Genomic DNA, 16,649 nt, shown 5'->3' with positions numbered 1-16,649 from the left:
GGTATCACAAGTCATGGTGCCTTTTAATGCAAACACCCTGGTTTCTCATCCCTTCCATTTTGCACCTGAGTATATTTGACTTTTCTCATGAATAGAATATAATAATAGATAAGTGGATCGGGGAATCTCGGTCGGCGTTAACGCCTCGGTGAAGATCGGGGCTTTTCGCTTTTTAAGGGAAACGTTTTAAACCCCATCCTTCTTTTTTACCATTCCCATTACGATAAAATTTTTTCTCGATTAAGTGATATGCTCTATTTTCCTGTTTTGGATCAAGTGTATATCGACCAATTGGGCGAGCAATTAAGTCGGCAAGTTGTAGGCCGCAAGAGTTTGTTTTTTTATCAGCTAGAATCATATCAAAAGGTAATCGCACTCCCCAATAATTGGAACCATCGCATACTCGCCTAAATTCCAGTTCTAAATCGTTATCTTCTTTTTTGCCTCTACATTCAAAGATAATATGTGTTCTAAGTTGGCCTTGTTGTTTTTCCTTTAAAAAAGTATAAATTCGCTCCAATCCAAAACCCAGTGCTAAATGATAAGGATTTGCTGGATCTGCATACTTATTTTTAAGAGATTTTTTTTCAATAACCATACTAATAACAGTAAATGGAGCGTCATTTATAAGCTCATTGAGATCGTCCATAAAAGTATGGCGGGTTTCTTCATTTACTAAAATAACAAATTCTTTTTTGGCCTTGCGAATATCATGTTCATGTAATAAAACCATATCATGACCAAAATAATTAAATTTAAATTTTTTTATAGCGGAACTAACAGTATGAGCATAATCCCGTTTATTAAAAATACAAAAAGCCAAAACGAAAACAGGGTAATTGGGATCAATTGATTCCAAACTATGATCGCCACTTTCATCTACATAAATGATATAATCACTAAATCCAGCATCCATAAAGCGTAGTTCCAAAAAGTCATTAAATATTTTTATACTAAAGGTCCATTTTAACATGCTTAGATAAGATTAAGCGTTTATTATTGACTGATTTTGTATCTGACTCATTGAATTCAGTAAGCCCTTTATCAAACTAATCGTATAACAAATCATTATACGATTAGTAATTAACGCATAGATTCCCAATATGCCTATCCAGCACAACAGGATAATTTGTTAACATCTTTATCAAAAGATAATGCAGCAAGTTTTACACCCTCAACTCCGGTCAGATAAGGAAATAATGTATTTGCTAAATCTTTAATGGTAAATTGTGCTTTTAATGCAATAACAATAGTCTGTATTAAGTCACCTGCTTCAGGAGATAAAATATGGGCGCCTAGTAGCTTATCGGTTTTTTTATCAGCAACGAGCTTGATTAACCCTCTTGTGTCTCTAGCCACAAAAAAACGAGGAACATGCTCAAGACCAAGGACACTGACTTTTACTTCATAACCAGCCAATTTGGCACTTGCTTCTGTATAACCAACATCAGCCACTTGTGGATCAGTAAATATTACGGTAGGCATAGTTGAATTGTCATAGCAATGCTGATTACCCTCGAGTGCATTTAATGCAGCTAATTTAGCACCATATGCTGCCATATAAACAAACATATCAACCCCTGTTACATCACCGACAGCATAAATATGATCACGACTGCTTTGCATGTACTGATTCACTCGTATGCCACCATTGTCGGCTAAAATAATGTCTGATTCGTTTAACCCAAAACCTGAAGTATTTGGAGTACGGCCTGTTGCGATAAGGACTTGCTCTGCTTCAATAATGCGGGTATCGCCGTCCTTGTCATGGGTTAGACGAATATAACCATCAATTTCCTCTATTTTCTGATAACCTATGCCCTGACACACATCAATGCCTTCTTGCTGCAGATAATGCGTAAGAGCCATACTTATTTCTGGTTCACTAGTTGGAACAAGACGAGAGCGGCAACAAATGGTGACTTTAGTGCCTGCACGTGCAAACATCTGCCCTAATTCAACGCCAACGACCCCGCCACCAATCACTAATAATGATTTAGGTTGATTGTGTAAATCCAATGCTGTTGTACTTGTTAGATAAGGAATTTGATGTATACCATCGATAGGAGGTATGGATGCTGAAGCTCCAGTCGCAATGATAACCGATGTGGGGGTATAGAGCTGATTACCTACCATTACACCATGATTCACAATGCGCGCCTGCTCTTTTACATAATTAATATTTTTATAAGCTTGCAATACATCAACATACTTGGTTACCCTTAGTGTATCCACCAGTGCTTGTTTTTGTTGAATTAATTCATACCAGTTACTGAGTTTGCCACTTGCTTCAATGCCATCAAAACGCGAGGCCTGATTCGCTTGATGTATTGTTTCTGTTGCCCTAATCATGTTTTTTGAAGGGACGCAACCTACATTAACACAGGTTCCGCCAAGGATGCCATTATCAACCATAAGGACATGTGCACCTTCTTCTGCTGCTGTAATTGCAGCGGAAAACCCAGCCGATCCAGCTCCTATAACCAAAATATCGGGTGATGTATTGGCACTTCCTATTTCATCAGGACAACTGAGGTAATCAGACATATTGTTCTCCATCATTAGGGCTGGTTGTTATTTTTTATCGAAGAGGGGTAGCCAGCATTGGTCGTTGTAGTAATCAATGACTTAATTGTTACTTTAGTTGGATCATAAGTAATTGTGGCTGATTTAGTCTTAACTGATGTTTCAACCTTATATACACCTGGTAGCTTCCCAAGACTTTTTCGCACAGTATATGGACAAGTAGAACAAAACATTCCTGGAATATCAAGAGTCACAATGCTTGTTTTCAGATTACTGCTAACTGTAATTTCCTCAGCTGCTGTGGGTGCTTGCAAACTAGAGGCAAAAGTCGATACATTACCCAATATTACGGTAATTGCTAATACGATAAATGCATTGTTCATAAATATGTCTCCTAATCGTTATAATCGCTCTAAAATAATTGGCGCCAGATAAGGATAAAGCAGCACAAGCCCTATAATGATTAACGCAATCCAGAGCATTATTTTATTGATGCGATCTGAGGCTGACATCGCACAAAAAGTACCTTGTTTGCAATCGGAATGATTGGGTTTGCGATAAACTTTCCAAAATCCAAGTGCAATCAATAGAATAGCACTAGTTAAAAAATAGGGTTTATAGGACTCCATTGCCGTTAAACTACTTATCCAAGCTCCACTTATACCCAAACTAAACAATATTAAAGGCGCAATGCAACACAAAGTCGAAGCAATCGCCGCAGCGGTTCCCGAGAGCAATATCCATTTAATACTATTACGCTTTACATACTTTGCTTCATTCATCATGTATCTCCAGGCTATATAGTGAGACAAATAAAAAGCCGTTATTCTCCTTTTGAATCAATCATATCTAATAAAGGACATTCATTAGCCAACACATTGTTTCCACTAGCATTACAAGCCATTATTAAATCTTTGAGAGCTTTTTTAACAGTCCTAAGTTCCTTTTCTTTTTCTTCAATCAGGGCAATTTTTGCTTCGGCCTGTTTTCTCACATCAGAACACTTGGCTGTATCTGACAAACGAAGATCTAATAATTCCTTGATTTCTTTTAAAGTAAAATCAAGACGCTGTACTTGTCGAATAAACTTCAGTCGCTCCAAACTAGTCTCGCTATAAAGCCGGTATCCAGCTTTTGTTCGTCCCACCGGTAATAATATGCCGAGCACCTCATAATAGCGTATTGTATCTATGCCTACACCGCCATTTTTAGCTAGTTCACCAATGCTTAGCGAAACCATAACTCTCTCCATATAAATAGTCTAGACTCTAGAGTATACCCAAGGGTCAAGGGAATCATGATAGTATTTTGAAATAATATAATTATGCGATCAGACCAATGATGATAGATCAAAACAAAACTCGCACGGAGATTATGATTTCAGAAGGTTATAAGGTGAAAATGACAGGAATTATTCGTTAGATAATATTATGGTTTAGAGGCGAAATTGTAGTAAATTAAAGCAAAGTCGTATTTCCAGTTCGCATTAGTACTGAGTCTGTAATTTAAGCCGAAATTGGATGAAGTTTTAAAGAGAGACGCTTTACTTTTTGAAAATAAAGCGATACTTAATTCAGATAAACTAACTGCTGGGCAGCTCTTAGCCTCATATCGGTCTTAATACTTATGTCAAAAAACGAGAATTACGACAACCGGCTGTCTTAACCAACAATACTTAATTGTATGAGTAGGTTAGCATTATGAGTTCATTAGTTTAGGAATTAAGCGCACATAGAACAGTTCACTTATCAACTCCACAAGTGTCTGAGTGACAATGATTGCCGGCAGTATAGGAACAGCGCCTGGTATCGCAAAAGCAAGCGGTAGGACAACAAGAGAGTTGCGAGTACTTGCGCTGAATGCTACAGATCGGCTGGAAGGCACATCCAAGCGGAAGATTCGAGCGATAAACCATCCAGCCCAGGGAGCAATAATAGCAAAGGCAATGTAGATTGGAACTACTTTTAAAACTGAGTCTGCCTCAAGACCGAGCTGCGGTACCACCGACGTAATGACCACGAATAACACAAGAGCTGTCGCTGGTACGGGCAGCAATCCAAGTGCTATTAAAACCCGTTTGCCCATCGATTTTCGATTAGCCCACGCTTGTGTAAGTGCTGCGAGCACAAGCGGAATAGCAATTATCCATATAAAGGCTTCGACAAATGGGCCAGGTTGAACCAAGTGAGCAGCGCTTTCCTCAAGGAATAGTCCAAGATAGATAGGTAGAAGCAGCATCTGTAAGATAAGAAGCGCAGGTGTCGCCACCAAAAGTAGTCGAGCATCGGCGCGTCCAATATGCGCAAAAGTTACGACATAATCAATACACGGAGTGAGCAAAACTAATAGCACACCAAGTCGTACCATTGGATCGATGGGAAGAAATTGGACTAACGCCACTACAATTAACGGGACCACCATGAAGTTCACTAGAAATAGAACCATGAGGAAACGAAACTTCACTAATGCTTGCTTAAAGTCAGCAAGCGGCACTTGTAGAAACGTTACAAACAGCATCAGAGCTAATGCAAGGTTTACACTGCTCGCAAAAACTTTCGTGGCCGGCACGAGCAAAGCAATTATGATTGCTACAATAACTGTAGAAAAATAAATTATGATTTGCTTAGCCTCTAGTAATTCTCTTATTGATTGCATGTTCATTTTTGCCTTTAATCACGTTACGAGTAAATCCGAGAGATTTGAAAGTAAACCAGTTTAATCAATCCTACCCCGTATGATTTGCTTTATAAAACCAGTGTTGGCGCAACCACAATGCAATATTTACTAGTAAAATAAGAATCGGCACCTCAACAAGTGGGCCAATCACAGTTGTAAAAGCAATGGCGGAGTTAAGCCCAAAGGTGGCAATTGCAACAGCAATAGCCAATTCAAAATTATTACTGGCAGCAGTAAATGAAGCTGCTGTTGTTTTTTGATAGTTAGCCCCGATGAGCTTCCCCATCGCAAAACTGACAAAAAACATCACAACAAAATAAACAGCTAAAGGAAATGCAATTCGAATTACATCTAATGGAAGTTGCAATACCATCGCGCCTTTCAAAGAAAACATCGCCAGTATAGTAAACAATAGGGCTATTAGAGTAATGGGAGAAATTTTTGGTAAAAAATTAGTTTCATACCACATTATCCCTTTTCTCTTTATCAGTATAAAGCGAGTCAGAAATCCTGATAAAAAAGGAATTCCAAGATAAATGAAGACGCTTTCAGCAACAGTCATAAAATCGATATGAACCATTTGTCCCGTCATGCCAACAAGGGGTGGCAAAACGGTTAGAAAAAACCAGACATAGACACTAAAGAAAAGTAGCTGAAATATACTGTTAAACGCCACTAAAGCCGCAACATATTGATTATCGCCTTCAGCCAGCTGATTCCAGACAATTACCATGGCAATACATCGAGCCAAACCAATGAGAATGAGTCCAGTCATGTATTCGGGATATCCATGTAAGAATAAAACAGCAAGACCAAACATGAGAAATGGCCCGATAAGCCAGTTTTGAATTAAGGACAACAATAGAATTCGCCAATCTTTAAAGACCAGCGGTAATTCTTCATATTTTACCCGAGCCAGGGGTGGGTACATCATTAAAATCAAGCCAAGCGCAATAGGAATATTGGTGGAACCAATCGATAGGGAATTTAAAAATTGTGGCATGTCGGTTAAAATAGATCCGATAACAACGCCTAAACCCATAATCAGGAAAATCCATAACGTTAAATATCTATCTAAAAAAGAAAGGCGACGAGTGCTGCACGTGCTCATGACAACAGCTCCTTTTTTATTTGTTGTTTTAGTTGATTAAATACCGCTTCAAATGCTGTATTTATTTTCATCTTAGATCCTTCTGCTTTAGCAGGATCAGGAATACTCCAATGGAGTTTTTTTGGTTGACCAGGGAAAATAGGACAGCTTTCACTAGCTGCCTGGTCACAGACAGTAATGACTAAATCAATAGATTCTGAATTAAATTCATTCCAGGATTTACTGCGAGGTGTATTCGGTTTGATACCATGACGAGCAAGAGTTTCTATCGCTTTCGGATGTACGTTTCCAGTCGGGATGCTGCCTGCGCTAAAAGCCAGATAGCGGCCATTCGAGTAATAATTAGTTATTGCCTCAGCCATAATGGACCGACAAGAGTTACCTGTACAAAGAAATAATAATTTAATTGGCTCAGTACGTATCAATCACAACATCCGGTTGATTTTGATTGTACATCACAGCAAGAGGTTGATGTTTTTTTGGTGGACATTGAACACGAGCCTTCAGTTGTATTATCTCCAGAAAAAAATTGAGCATCCTCCATGGTATGATAGGCTTCCCATGCAATTCCGTTAGGGTCACTCACCCATGATTTTTGTGATTTGGCATAGCAACAGGTTGTTTCACCATCGCTATGGGTTGAAATATTAGCCTCTGAAAATTGGTTTCTCAGTGCATCTAATTCAGTGGCATCATCCACTTGAATTCCCAAGTGTTCCACGCCATGTTTTCCAGCACGAGTTGAAATGGCAAAATTAATACGCGGATCTTCCAGCATCCATTTGGCATAATCGGACTTAACTTTTACGGGATCTGCTCCAAATAGAGCATTGTAAAAACGGATACTATCAGCAAGGTTGTCAACATCAATATGAATATGAAAACGTTTCATGACTTACTCCTTTTAGAATTACAGCAATCATTTAATTTTATAACCAGACAATCGTCTGTCCCAGGTTGTTGAATTTGAACTTGTTGTTTACTGCAACAATCCTGAACCATGAAGGCGATAAAATCGCGCATTAACACAAAATTTGCAGAATAAAATACATAACGCCCTTGGCGATAGGACGTGACAATTCCGGCATTAGACAAATGGCTTAAGTGAAATGATAGGGTATTTTGTAAAATACCCAACTCATCCCCAATTGCACCAGCGGATAATCCGTTTGGCCCTGCTTGAACAAGTAGCCGAAACACTTGCAAGCGAGTTTCTTGAGAAAGGGCGTCAAATATTTTTAGTGAGTTTTTTATATCCATACTTCTAGAATAGTAGAAATATTTAATTTAGTCAATCTGCCATTTAAAGTCTGTCATTTAAAGTTTAAATTTTCCTGCCAAATAAAGATAAAACTTACAGGCTGTAGAAGGATAGGTTTTTGCGTGCTATTCAATGAGTTCTTAAAATGATATAATCTCTTATCTTTTAAGCACTCATTGAGAAAAATGGCAAAAGAAGGTAAAGCGCGGGTTTTAAATGAAAATGAATTTAAACGTCTGCTCGTTATGGCAAAAGACAGCTCTTTTGCTTTGCGTAATGTTGCCATTATTTATTGCTCTTTTGGGTTAGGACTTCGCGTTAAAGAAATAGCTGCCCTCACTTTTAAAGACATTCTTGATTTGGAGTTTAAAGTTCTGGATGAAGTCAATTTAAAACGAGCCATGACCAAAGGGGAAAAGCAACGCTTCGTGTACATCACCAATAAAAAAATTACGGCAGCGTTGCAAGACTATGTCGATGATATACGTGCCAAAGAACAAGAAGCATTTAACCTAAAAGCTCCCTTGTTCAAAACCCAACGCGGCAGTCGCTTTCATCCTGACGTGTTACAAAAATGGTTTCGTAAGCTTTATGATAAAACAGGCCTCATAGGAACCAGTTCTCATTCAGGAAGACGTACTTTCATTACCCGACTCATTGAACAAGGTGCTGATATAAAAGCCGTGTCTCGTCTTGCAGGTCATGCCAATATCGCCACCACCTCGGAATATGTTGAGGACAATCCCGACCGATTAAAGAGAATTTCTAGTTTGGCCATTTTTTAGATGCCATTTTTACTCGACCCATTTTGGTTCATTCATGTAACACTAAAAAAAGAGCCCTATCATTATCTGCGTTTTGAAAAAGAGTCGAGGTATTATGAACTGCGCCTTACACAAGATCTTTTAGAAGACTGGATACTTATCACCAGCAATGGTCGCATTAAATCAAAACTCGGCCAAAGTCGCACACAGGCCTTCAACACCTTCGATGATGCATTAACGCACTTTTATGCCGCCGTAAAACTACGATTTAAGCGTCATTACCAGATACAGTCCTACCTGGTAGAAAACTTAATTTATACCTTTTTAATGCTACATCTCACCTCTCATTCTAGGGTAAAAAGCCGCGATAGAATTAAAACAGAGAAATCGACAACAAATACATCAAATAAACGAAAAACAAGACAAAAATCACACAACAGTCTACAAATTAGCTTCGCTTTTTAATGAAATACGGTCATTAATAATGTCATCTTTTAATCCAGTTGACACAAAAGAAATCATAACAATGAATTTAACGCGATTTAAGAGTAGATAATCATTTTGTAATGAAATCCCTTCCCTGCCAAGGGATCTCATGAGACAAGAAGAAACAACAAGGATATTCAACGAAATCTACCTAAAAGAACTAACATCTACCTGGTTTCTACGTTACCATTAATCTAATAATTATTTTCACATAAAAAGCCAAAGTAGCCGCATATGATTGAGCAATCCTTCAATGAACTATCTCGTCACCCAGACTATCAAGTATTAAAACGAGTTCCTATGGAACTTAAAGAAACCTGTGCCGGCCCCTCATCAAAAGTATTTATGACAACCATCATTGATTTGGAAACGATGGGTATGGATGCAACCCAACATGAAATCATTGAAATAGGCATGCTTTCCTTTTCATTTTCTAATGAAGACGGAATTTTAGCAGTTAAATATACTTATAATGAGCTAAGCGATCCGTGCAAACCTATCCCCTCAGAAATTACCAAAATTACAGGTATTACTGATGAAGATGTCAAAGGAAAGGTTATTGATTGGGGATTTGTGTCTCGGATACTCAATGAGTCCCATTTAATAATATGCCACAACAGTCAATTTGACCGTAACTTTTTAGAATTGCAGACACCCGAGGATGTACAAAAGAAAATTATATCGCTCCCCTTCGCGTGCACGATAAAAGATATTCAGTGGAAAGAGCGAAAATATGAGAGTTCAAAACTTGATTACCTTAACTGGAAGCTAGGGTACTTTTATGATGGGCATAGAGCAATTAACGATTGCTGGGCGACCTTGAACTTACTGCTTCATGAGACAGGCGCTTTCGATGAACTAAAAGCTAACGTCCGAAAAAAGCAAACCCTTATTTGCGCCGAGAATGCTCCTTTTGATAAAAAAGATTTATTAAAGAGCCGCCATTATCGGTGGTCGGATGGAACAGCAAAACTTCCAAAAAGCTGGTGGACCATAGTAGATAATGATGCCTTAGATGATGAGAAAGCATGGCTTGATACAGAAATTTTTGGTCGTGATGGCAAAAGCAGCTCCCTTCCTCAAAGTGAAATTACTGCTAGAAATCGCTACTCCATTAGAGCTGAATTATTGAAGTAAAGAATTATAGCATCCAAATCATCATATTCATCCGTGAGGAACTCCATGATTGAAATTGATCACACATTACTAAGCGAAGAAGCTTTAAATAACCTAATTTTTGATATCATTACCCGCCAAGGTACTGACTACGGAGAATATGAGATTGGTATAGAAGTTAAAAAAAAGCAGCTGTTACGTAAGTTGCTATCTGGAGATGCAGTCATAGTATACTCATCCAAAGAAGATACTTGCGATATTATTAGACAGGAAGATTTTCTCAACTTTAGCCAGCTCTAAGTGCAACCCTCCCTAGAGCATTACCTTGCGGTAAACCACTGATATAGGCGCGGTTTTTTGGACGAAAAAAGGTAATTTTTAAGAGCTATTCTTCTAAGTAACAGAGGAGAATAGAATGAGCAAAAAAAGAAACTATTACACGGCATCAAAAAAATCAAAGATAGCAGTTGCGGCAATTGAAGGAAAATTGACTCAGGCTCAACTGACCAGCGAATACGGTGTGCATCCTACCCAAATTAAAGCATGGAAGCAAACAGCATTGCAGGCTATTTCAGATGCTTTTTCCAATTCTCATGATAAGGATAAAAAAGAGCAAGCCGAGCTTGTTGGTGCTTTGTATGAGGAAATTGGTCGACTTCAAGCCCAATTATCATGGTTAAAAAAAAAGACTGCCACTGAGCTTGGATGAAAAGCGTAAGCTGATTGATAGCAACGCTGAAATATCAATCCGAGAACAATGCATGCTACTCGGATTGAGTATTTCCAGTTATTATTACAAAGCGTCTCCTATATCAGCAGAGGACGAGCGGCTCATGGCGCTGTTAGACGAGCATTATCTCCAGTATCCATGTGAAGGTAAAGTGAAGCGCGCACAATGGTTGTCCCTTGAAGTTGGCTATCCTGTTGGTAAACGACGCATCAAGAGACTCATGGAGGCTATGGGATTAGAAACCGTCTACCCAAAGCCAAATACAAGCGTTCCCAATAAAGAGCACACCGTGTACCCCTATCTATTACGTGACATCGATATCACTAAGCCTAATCAGGTCTGGGCTGCTGATATTACCTACGTGCGTATGAAGGGAGGCCATGTTTACTTGGTTGCCATCATGGACTGGTATAGTCGGTATGTGCTTCAATGGGCGGTGTCCCCAACATTAGAAGCAGAATTTTGTGTAGAGGCGCTAAAAAACGCGTTATTACAGGGGCGGTGTGATATTTTTAATACCGATCAGGGTGCTCAGTTCACGTCTAATGATTGGATCAATACCTTGAAGGCCCACAAAATCTCTATCAGTATGGATGGGCGCGGCCGATACCTCGATAATATTTTCATAGAACGTTTATGGCGCAGTGTTAAGCAAGAAAAACTCTATCGGTATGATTTCGAAACAATCGAAGAGATAGAGCTGGAATTAGCTGAGTATTTTGAATATTATAACAACCGAAGACTCCATCAGTCTTTTGGATATTTAACACCAGCTCAAGTGTATTTCGGACACCCTAGTACGGTTTCTAAAACATAGTTCGGTGTGTCATGGCTTACCCACAGGGTCCACAGGCCTATCCGAGACGATGAAGGCTCTACTGGCCTATGGACTTGTGGATAAGCCATTCTGTGAGAGCAGGAGTTAATAAACCAATTCGGAATAGCTCTTATTTTTCCTGAATTTTGTTCCAGATTACCAGACCTAGATTACCACATCAAAGCGAAATGAGTATATTAAAACGGTTTAAATAAACTGCATTTTTATGATGTGATTGCGGTTTCTTGGTAACTAAGTTCAAAGCAATATCTATCAATCAATTCAATAACATCCAATCCTCAATATTCTATATTATTTCAGCATATGCTCTAAAATTGACTTGTTATAAATTAACTTTTAATATGCTTTTTTTTTGCCCACACCATTACTACACAGGAACAAAATGTTAAAGCAAAATCGATTATTATTAAGACTTATGATCTGTTGGATAATTATTTTTATTGCAAGCCTATCATTTTTAATAAGCTCGTATGGGTTTGATGATTTAGATACCATAATTTTTGGATCAATAATCGCCTTAATCCCCCTATATTTTTTACCGACCATTGTTGCTATTAAAAAATTACATCCCTCAACACTTGCTATCACTGTTTTAAACCTGCTCACTGGAGGCTTTTTTTTCGGTTGGGTCGCCTCATTAGTCTGGGCTCTCAGTAATCCAAATAAAACAATAATCGTTTATAAAAATGATTTGAAGGAAAATAAGTAACTCAAGAGCCCACAGCATACGTGGCCTAGCCACAACGTGATTCATACAATTTGCAACCAATGACGGTGTATTAATCTTTTGTTCTAGCCTTGATAACAGGCCTAGTGTGTACGTAGACCCTGTTTTCGGTCAACATTAGTTCCCACTTAAATAATGTAGTTGTCATTAATGAATGTTTCATTTAACACGCGCTTTTAGATTTTATCCATCACAAACACTGATGTTTTTTACTTCTGTGGATCAGATAAACACCGGTATAATGGCTACAGAAGCACTCGTTTTGTGAAAGATAAGGTACGTTATCTACCCCAAAGTTTACTGCCTCTATTTTTTAGACGCAAGTGCATGGTTCAATATTGGTAATTTCTGCGCTACTGCTTTTTATGATTATATATAAATAGTCTAATATATAACGATATGGATAAATATTGGAAAAAAATGGGTACTCTTTCAAAAAATGATAAAAAACGGAATGAAATTTTACTTCTTTTAAAACAGAAGATGCCCAATCAACAAAGAAAAACTCCAAAATCTCAATCTATTATAGATTTTGAAAAAATAAAATATGACAGCATTTATGCTTTTGCTACGTTAAGTCATTTGAATTACTCATGTTACGCACATGACCTTGTAGTTTGAATAAAAAGCATTAGAATTTCGTCCTTATTTTAGGGAGGAAGTTAAATGGATATGCTTGATCTTTATAGTGATTATTTAATTTGTCAGAACAAATATGCGACAGCCACCGGATTATCTGATTTGGTTGATGGAGCATTTGCGCATGACAAGGTGACTCGATTTCTTCGTTTTGAGTCTTTTGATTCAAAATCCCTTTGGCGCTATGTAAAAAAGCCAGTGAGGTCGCAAGAAACGGTTGGTGGTGTCTTAATACTGGATGACTCCATCGAAGAGAAACCCTACACGGATGAGAATGAAATTAATTGTTGGCATTACTCTCATGCTAAAGGGAGCGTGCTCAAAGGAATCAACATCTTGTCATGCATGGTTCGCTATGCTGACTTCAGTGTACCCATAGGGTATGAGGTGATTAAAAAAGATGTTGCCTATTGTGATATTAAAACCAAACAAGCCAGAAGAAAATCATCGGTTACCAAAAATCAATTATTTCAAAACCTGATTACTCAGGCCATTACCAATAAAGTGATGTTTGATTATGTGCTTGCAGACAACTGGTTTGGCTCGAAGGCCAATATGGTTCACATCCATAAAGACCTTCAAAAATCGTTTATCATTGGGATTAAATCTAACCGCACGTTAGCTTTATCTGAAAACGAGGCCAAAAACGGACGGTACCAACAAGTAAGAGCTTTAGAATTAGAAGAGGATGTAGCCCACACAGTCTGGCTTAAAGGCCTAGACTTCCCCGTGAGGCTCCTGAAAAAAGTGTTCAAAAACGAAAACGGTTCAACAGGAATTCTCTATCTTGTTTCTAATGACATGCCAAGTAGTGCCGAACGTCTTTATGAAGTGTACCAGAAACGGTGGCGGATTGAAGAGTATCACAAATCAATTAAGCAAAATGCAAGCTTAACCAAGTCGCCCACTCGAACCGTTAAAACTCAGTGTAATCATATTTATGCTTCTATTATTGCATACTGCAAGCTGGAATTGTTGAAGATAAAAACTCAATTAAATCATTTTGCCATTAAGTACAGATTGATCCTTAGAGCAAATCAGCTTGCATGGCGGGAGCTTAAAAATATGGCTGCTTAAAATAGATCGTGCGTAACATGAGTGAATTATAAAAAAAATCTTGATACTCGATCGCGAGTAATAAAAAAACTAAAACTCTTGGGAACTGCACTATTTGAGTTACAAGACGCCCTAAATGAGGAGAAAGAAAGATTAACTTCACACTATATTAAGCACTTGAAACAAGCCAACAATGAATTACTACAGCCATTTTTAAGCACTTTTGCAAAGGATACCAGCAGTAATGATTTTATGGTGGTGGATCAATTTATTCAACAAACAAATATCATTGTGTCTCAATTGGTTGGCAAAAGTAAGCGCTCCAAGAACCACAGGCTTACAATTTACAACTTAGGGGTATAATCTAAGCCAATATTCCAAGGCAACAGTTTTTCATAATCATCAACACTGTTGCAAAGAGGAGCGTTCTTTAACAACATGACATAGTAATGATAAGGGTCGAGATTGTGTAATTTAGCCGTTCTGATGATACTGAAGTGTAAACACAAGGCCTCAGCACCTTCAACAGAGGCGCAAAACAAGAAGTTCTTTCGAGCAATGACCAAGGGTTTGATTTCTTGTTCAGTAAGATTGTTATCGATTTCCAGACGCCCATCATCTAAAAAGCGCATCAGTCCATCTCTATATTTAACACAGTAATTGAGTGCTTTCCCAAGCGGTGATTGGGGCAAAGTTGTAGGATAGACCTTATCAACCCATGTATTAAAGGCTTCCATGAGTGGTTTGGATTTTTCCTGACGCAACTGGTGACGTTGGTCTGGATTCAGTTGATTATTTTTAGCCTCACGCTCTATTTTATAAAGCTCTTTAAAAAAGCGCATGGCTTCTTTGGCAATGCCTTTGCCTTTATTAGATTGGGCAATAGGTTCAAATTTTCTGCGCGCATGCGCGTTGCAATTGACAATGTGCGCATTGCTGCTACCCACAAGTTCAAAAAAATTGTCACCATCGACATGTAAATAGCCATTGAATCCGACAAACCAATCGTAAATAAATTGTTTGTGCTCCACATCGTTGTAGTCATAAAGAATAACGGATTTATCCGGTGGTCCACCCCGAATGCAATACACATAGGATTTGGTTTCTGCTTTTCTTCCAGGCTCATGCAAGACCTGCAAGGTCGTTGCATCACAACTGGCCACATCATACTCAATCACACTGTCTTTCAACAGATTATAAATGGGACGCAGTGGTGTCATTAACTCAATGAGCCAGCGCGCCATGGTTTGGCGTGAGCAATCAATACCATGTCGTTCGCTGAGTTGTCGCTCCAGATGGTACAGTGGTTGCCTGTCATCCAGCTTGCTGACCACCAGGAATGATAAAAACTCTTCTGTTGCTTTAATTTTGGGGAGAATTTGTTTGGGCGCTGCTGCGGTTACGATTTGATTCTCGCATCCTTTAGTGCAAGCAACTACTTCACGTCGTTGCTCCACAATTTCGATGACGCAAGGTTGGTAATGCAGTAGCTCTTTGGTTTCATAACGAATCACTGTTTTGCATGCACCACAGGCACATTGCTTGTCTTCATCAGATACCGGAATAATTTCAATGCGACGGGGTAGTTCTTTCTGCGCTTTTTTATTCTTCTTTCTTGTATGGGCAGCCACTGGTGTCATTTCTTCGGTCTGCTCACCGCTTGCTTCAGCCTGAGAAAAAATGCTCTGATTATTTTCAAACAAAGACAGCTGAGGATTTTCAGGGTCAATATAACGCTCAGAGCGCTTGCCAAAACGGTGACGGCGTAGCTCCATGATTTGTGCTTTTAAAGAATCATAGGCTTCCGCGTAGTGTTCATTGCGTGCTTGAGATAGAGCAAGCTCTGCTTTTAATGCGAGTATTTCGTTACTTAATTGCTCTATTTTTTCTTCGTACATCATGTTGAAATGGCACCTGTTTGCTGAGTCAATTATATCACATTACGTTGATTTTAAAAACAAATTAATCGTTTTTTGTAAATTATTTCTAATAGAAATTCGTAGCCAATACTTCCGGCAACAATGTGTGTTTTGCAAAATCCAATCCTGAGAGCAGCCAGCTTAATTGGTCATTGGTAAGGCTCATGACCGCGTCATCGTGTTTGGGAAATTTTAGTTTTCCTTGCTCCAATCGCTTATAACAGAGCCAAAACCCATTTCGCTCCCACCACAGCATTTTTATTTTATTGGCTTGGCGGTTTCTGAAAAGAAAAATTTGCCCTGATGTGGGGTTCAACTGAAGATGGTCGGAAATCAACATCACCAGTCCATCAATTTGTCGCCTAAAATCAATAGGCTTTGGATAGAGCCATATGCTTGCATTAAATGATAAAAACATGGCTAACCCCACAAGGACAACAACATTGGCAATAAAGTCTGGTCGTGAATTTTTAGCTCATGCCCATTGTTCAATACCAAGGTGCATACTGTCTCTGGAGCTCTTTGTGTCAGCTTATTTAATTGAATCGGTACTAATTTGGATGAAGCTATTTCTTCCCGATACTTTCGCTCCCAATAGCCAAATTGATGGTAGTTTAATTGATGCTTTCGACAGTACGTTACTCGCGACAAACCACTTTCTTTTTGATGCGTTACATGCTCCATCCATCTCTGTTCTTTCGTGCCATCTGTTTCTTGGGGGGATATAATTTGTGGGGATATATTCATCGTACTCTCCTCTCTAAATTGATGTTGCAGAGTATGACGAAACGGAGATAATT

At 38.6% G+C, this 16,649-nt stretch carries 22 protein-coding genes; 9 read left to right on the top strand and 13 right to left on the bottom strand.

Annotated features, from left to right (window positions below; translation table 11 throughout):
- Positions 1 to 172: 172 nt before the first annotated feature.
- From OQJ26_RS11070 to OQJ26_RS11025, 10 genes are all read right to left on the bottom strand, one after another.
- On the bottom strand, positions 173 to 973 hold the full coding sequence (locus OQJ26_RS11070) for a DUF3800 domain-containing protein (RefSeq protein WP_265703876.1): 801 nt from the start codon (positions 971 to 973) through the stop codon (positions 173 to 175).
- Between the two features lie 134 nt (positions 974 to 1,107).
- Positions 1,108 to 2,547, bottom strand: coding sequence for a mercury(II) reductase (merA, locus tag OQJ26_RS11065; protein WP_058509053.1), 1,440 nt, complete (start codon positions 2,545 to 2,547; stop codon positions 1,108 to 1,110).
- Between the two features lie 14 nt (positions 2,548 to 2,561).
- Positions 2,562 to 2,909 (bottom strand): cation transporter, encoded by a 348-nt coding sequence (locus tag OQJ26_RS11060; RefSeq protein ID WP_058509054.1) that lies wholly within the window; start codon positions 2,907 to 2,909, stop codon positions 2,562 to 2,564.
- A gap of 18 nt (positions 2,910 to 2,927) precedes the next feature.
- Positions 2,928 to 3,311, bottom strand: a complete 384-nt coding sequence (locus OQJ26_RS11055) for a mercuric transporter MerT family protein (protein WP_068310821.1) — start codon at positions 3,309 to 3,311, stop codon at positions 2,928 to 2,930.
- Between the two features lie 38 nt (positions 3,312 to 3,349).
- Positions 3,350 to 3,766 (bottom strand): heavy metal-responsive transcriptional regulator, encoded by a 417-nt coding sequence (locus OQJ26_RS11050; protein WP_058509056.1) that lies wholly within the window; start codon positions 3,764 to 3,766, stop codon positions 3,350 to 3,352.
- Between the two features lie 458 nt (positions 3,767 to 4,224).
- A complete protein-coding gene (locus OQJ26_RS11045) occupies positions 4,225 to 5,181 on the bottom strand; it encodes an arsenic resistance protein (RefSeq protein ID WP_058509057.1) in 957 nt (318 codons plus the stop codon).
- Positions 5,182 to 5,251: 70 nt separating this feature from the next.
- Positions 5,252 to 6,313, bottom strand: a complete 1,062-nt coding sequence (gene arsB, locus OQJ26_RS11040; RefSeq protein ID WP_058509058.1) for an ACR3 family arsenite efflux transporter — start codon at positions 6,311 to 6,313, stop codon at positions 5,252 to 5,254.
- On the bottom strand, positions 6,310 to 6,738 hold the full coding sequence (locus OQJ26_RS11035) for an arsenate reductase ArsC (RefSeq protein WP_265703875.1): 429 nt from the start codon (positions 6,736 to 6,738) through the stop codon (positions 6,310 to 6,312). The genes arsB and OQJ26_RS11035 overlap by 4 nt, the downstream gene beginning before the upstream one ends.
- Positions 6,735 to 7,205 carry an ArsI/CadI family heavy metal resistance metalloenzyme gene (locus OQJ26_RS11030; RefSeq protein WP_058509059.1) on the bottom strand — a complete coding sequence of 157 codons (471 nt, stop codon included), beginning with the start codon at positions 7,203 to 7,205 and terminating at the stop codon, positions 6,735 to 6,737. Before OQJ26_RS11030 ends, OQJ26_RS11035 begins: the two co-directional genes overlap by 4 nt.
- Positions 7,202 to 7,573: an ArsR/SmtB family transcription factor gene (locus OQJ26_RS11025; protein ID WP_058509060.1), complete on the bottom strand. Its 372-nt coding sequence runs from the start codon at positions 7,571 to 7,573 to the stop codon at positions 7,202 to 7,204. The genes OQJ26_RS11030 and OQJ26_RS11025 overlap by 4 nt, the downstream gene beginning before the upstream one ends.
- 186 nt (positions 7,574 to 7,759) lie before the next feature.
- Here OQJ26_RS11025 and OQJ26_RS11020 point away from each other — a divergent pair, with 186 nt between their 5' ends.
- From OQJ26_RS11020 to OQJ26_RS10985, 9 genes are all read left to right on the top strand, one after another.
- Positions 7,760 to 8,359 (top strand): tyrosine-type recombinase/integrase, encoded by a 600-nt coding sequence (locus OQJ26_RS11020; protein WP_265703874.1) that lies wholly within the window; start codon positions 7,760 to 7,762, stop codon positions 8,357 to 8,359.
- The gene (locus OQJ26_RS19470; protein WP_416209958.1) at positions 8,360 to 8,803 is read left to right on the top strand and encodes a WGR domain-containing protein; all 444 of its coding nucleotides are present in this window, start codon (positions 8,360 to 8,362) and stop codon (positions 8,801 to 8,803) included.
- A 255-nt stretch (positions 8,804 to 9,058) separates the two neighbouring features.
- Positions 9,059 to 9,961: a 3'-5' exonuclease gene (locus OQJ26_RS11015; protein ID WP_265703873.1), complete on the top strand. Its 903-nt coding sequence runs from the start codon at positions 9,059 to 9,061 to the stop codon at positions 9,959 to 9,961.
- Positions 9,962 to 10,006: 45 nt separating this feature from the next.
- Positions 10,007 to 10,240 carry a YheU family protein gene (locus OQJ26_RS11010; protein WP_265703872.1) on the top strand — a complete coding sequence of 78 codons (234 nt, stop codon included), beginning with the start codon at positions 10,007 to 10,009 and terminating at the stop codon, positions 10,238 to 10,240.
- A gap of 115 nt (positions 10,241 to 10,355) precedes the next feature.
- Positions 10,356 to 10,649: a hypothetical protein gene (locus OQJ26_RS11005; protein WP_065235619.1), complete on the top strand. Its 294-nt coding sequence runs from the start codon at positions 10,356 to 10,358 to the stop codon at positions 10,647 to 10,649.
- Positions 10,642 to 11,487, top strand: coding sequence for an IS3 family transposase (locus OQJ26_RS11000; protein ID WP_082650874.1), 846 nt, complete (start codon positions 10,642 to 10,644; stop codon positions 11,485 to 11,487). Before OQJ26_RS11005 ends, OQJ26_RS11000 begins: the two co-directional genes overlap by 8 nt.
- 403 nt (positions 11,488 to 11,890) lie before the next feature.
- Positions 11,891 to 12,217 (top strand): superinfection immunity protein, encoded by a 327-nt coding sequence (locus tag OQJ26_RS10995; RefSeq protein WP_265703871.1) that lies wholly within the window; start codon positions 11,891 to 11,893, stop codon positions 12,215 to 12,217.
- Between the two features lie 684 nt (positions 12,218 to 12,901).
- Positions 12,902 to 13,951 (top strand): IS701 family transposase, encoded by a 1,050-nt coding sequence (locus OQJ26_RS10990; protein ID WP_265701959.1) that lies wholly within the window; start codon positions 12,902 to 12,904, stop codon positions 13,949 to 13,951.
- 21 nt (positions 13,952 to 13,972) lie between these two features.
- Entirely contained in the window at positions 13,973 to 14,293 is a 321-nt protein-coding gene (locus tag OQJ26_RS10985) for a hypothetical protein (RefSeq protein WP_265703870.1), read from the top strand.
- Here OQJ26_RS10985 and tnpC read toward each other — a convergent pair.
- From tnpC to tnpA, 3 genes are all read right to left on the bottom strand, one after another.
- Positions 14,275 to 15,831, bottom strand: coding sequence for an IS66 family transposase (tnpC, locus tag OQJ26_RS10980; protein ID WP_265702303.1), 1,557 nt, complete (start codon positions 15,829 to 15,831; stop codon positions 14,275 to 14,277). The two genes, OQJ26_RS10985 and tnpC, sit on opposite strands and share 19 nt — an antisense overlap.
- A gap of 85 nt (positions 15,832 to 15,916) precedes the next feature.
- Complete coding sequence (gene tnpB / locus OQJ26_RS10975) at positions 15,917 to 16,267, bottom strand: IS66 family insertion sequence element accessory protein TnpB (RefSeq protein ID WP_265702305.1); 351 nt, start codon at positions 16,265 to 16,267, stop codon at positions 15,917 to 15,919.
- A 2-nt stretch (positions 16,268 to 16,269) separates the two neighbouring features.
- Complete coding sequence (tnpA, locus tag OQJ26_RS10970) at positions 16,270 to 16,596, bottom strand: IS66 family insertion sequence element accessory protein TnpA (RefSeq protein ID WP_265702306.1); 327 nt, start codon at positions 16,594 to 16,596, stop codon at positions 16,270 to 16,272.
- Between the last annotated feature and the right edge of the window lie 53 nt (positions 16,597 to 16,649).

The organism is Legionella sheltonii (assembly GCF_026191355.1).
In the GTDB taxonomy this organism is placed as follows: Bacteria; Pseudomonadota; Gammaproteobacteria; order Legionellales; family Legionellaceae; genus Legionella; species Legionella sheltonii.
Note: the sequence above shows the minus strand (reverse complement) of the source record. Positions and strands in the feature narration are given on the sequence as shown.

Bases quoted from the DNA above. Each gene is read 5' to 3' on its own strand.
- OQJ26_RS11005 (WP_065235619.1), top strand. From the start codon at position 10,356: ATGAGCAAAAAAAGAAACTATTACACGGCATCAAAAAAATCAAAGATA.
- OQJ26_RS11060 (WP_058509054.1), bottom strand. From the start codon at position 2,909: ATGAACAATGCATTTATCGTATTAGCAATTACCGTAATATTGGGTAAT.
- OQJ26_RS11030 (WP_058509059.1), bottom strand. From the start codon at position 7,205: ATGAAACGTTTTCATATTCATATTGATGTTGACAACCTTGCTGATAGT.
- tnpA (WP_265702306.1), bottom strand. From the start codon at position 16,596: ATGAATATATCCCCACAAATTATATCCCCCCAAGAAACAGATGGCACG.
- tnpB (WP_265702305.1), bottom strand. From the start codon at position 16,267: ATGTTTTTATCATTTAATGCAAGCATATGGCTCTATCCAAAGCCTATT.
- OQJ26_RS11045 (WP_058509057.1), bottom strand. From the start codon at position 5,181: ATGCAATCAATAAGAGAATTACTAGAGGCTAAGCAAATCATAATTTAT.
- OQJ26_RS19470 (WP_416209958.1), top strand. From the start codon at position 8,360: ATGCCATTTTTACTCGACCCATTTTGGTTCATTCATGTAACACTAAAA.
- OQJ26_RS11070 (WP_265703876.1), bottom strand. From the start codon at position 973: ATGTTAAAATGGACCTTTAGTATAAAAATATTTAATGACTTTTTGGAA.
- OQJ26_RS10995 (WP_265703871.1), top strand. From the start codon at position 11,891: ATGTTAAAGCAAAATCGATTATTATTAAGACTTATGATCTGTTGGATA.
- OQJ26_RS11050 (WP_058509056.1), bottom strand. From the start codon at position 3,766: ATGGTTTCGCTAAGCATTGGTGAACTAGCTAAAAATGGCGGTGTAGGC.
- tnpC (WP_265702303.1), bottom strand. From the start codon at position 15,831: ATGATGTACGAAGAAAAAATAGAGCAATTAAGTAACGAAATACTCGCA.
- OQJ26_RS11025 (WP_058509060.1), bottom strand. From the start codon at position 7,573: ATGGATATAAAAAACTCACTAAAAATATTTGACGCCCTTTCTCAAGAA.
- OQJ26_RS11015 (WP_265703873.1), top strand. From the start codon at position 9,059: ATGATTGAGCAATCCTTCAATGAACTATCTCGTCACCCAGACTATCAA.
- arsB (WP_058509058.1), bottom strand. From the start codon at position 6,313: ATGAGCACGTGCAGCACTCGTCGCCTTTCTTTTTTAGATAGATATTTA.
- OQJ26_RS11020 (WP_265703874.1), top strand. From the start codon at position 7,760: ATGGCAAAAGAAGGTAAAGCGCGGGTTTTAAATGAAAATGAATTTAAA.
- OQJ26_RS10990 (WP_265701959.1), top strand. From the start codon at position 12,902: ATGGATATGCTTGATCTTTATAGTGATTATTTAATTTGTCAGAACAAA.
- merA (WP_058509053.1), bottom strand. From the start codon at position 2,547: ATGTCTGATTACCTCAGTTGTCCTGATGAAATAGGAAGTGCCAATACA.
- OQJ26_RS11010 (WP_265703872.1), top strand. From the start codon at position 10,007: ATGATTGAAATTGATCACACATTACTAAGCGAAGAAGCTTTAAATAAC.
- OQJ26_RS11055 (WP_068310821.1), bottom strand. From the start codon at position 3,311: ATGATGAATGAAGCAAAGTATGTAAAGCGTAATAGTATTAAATGGATA.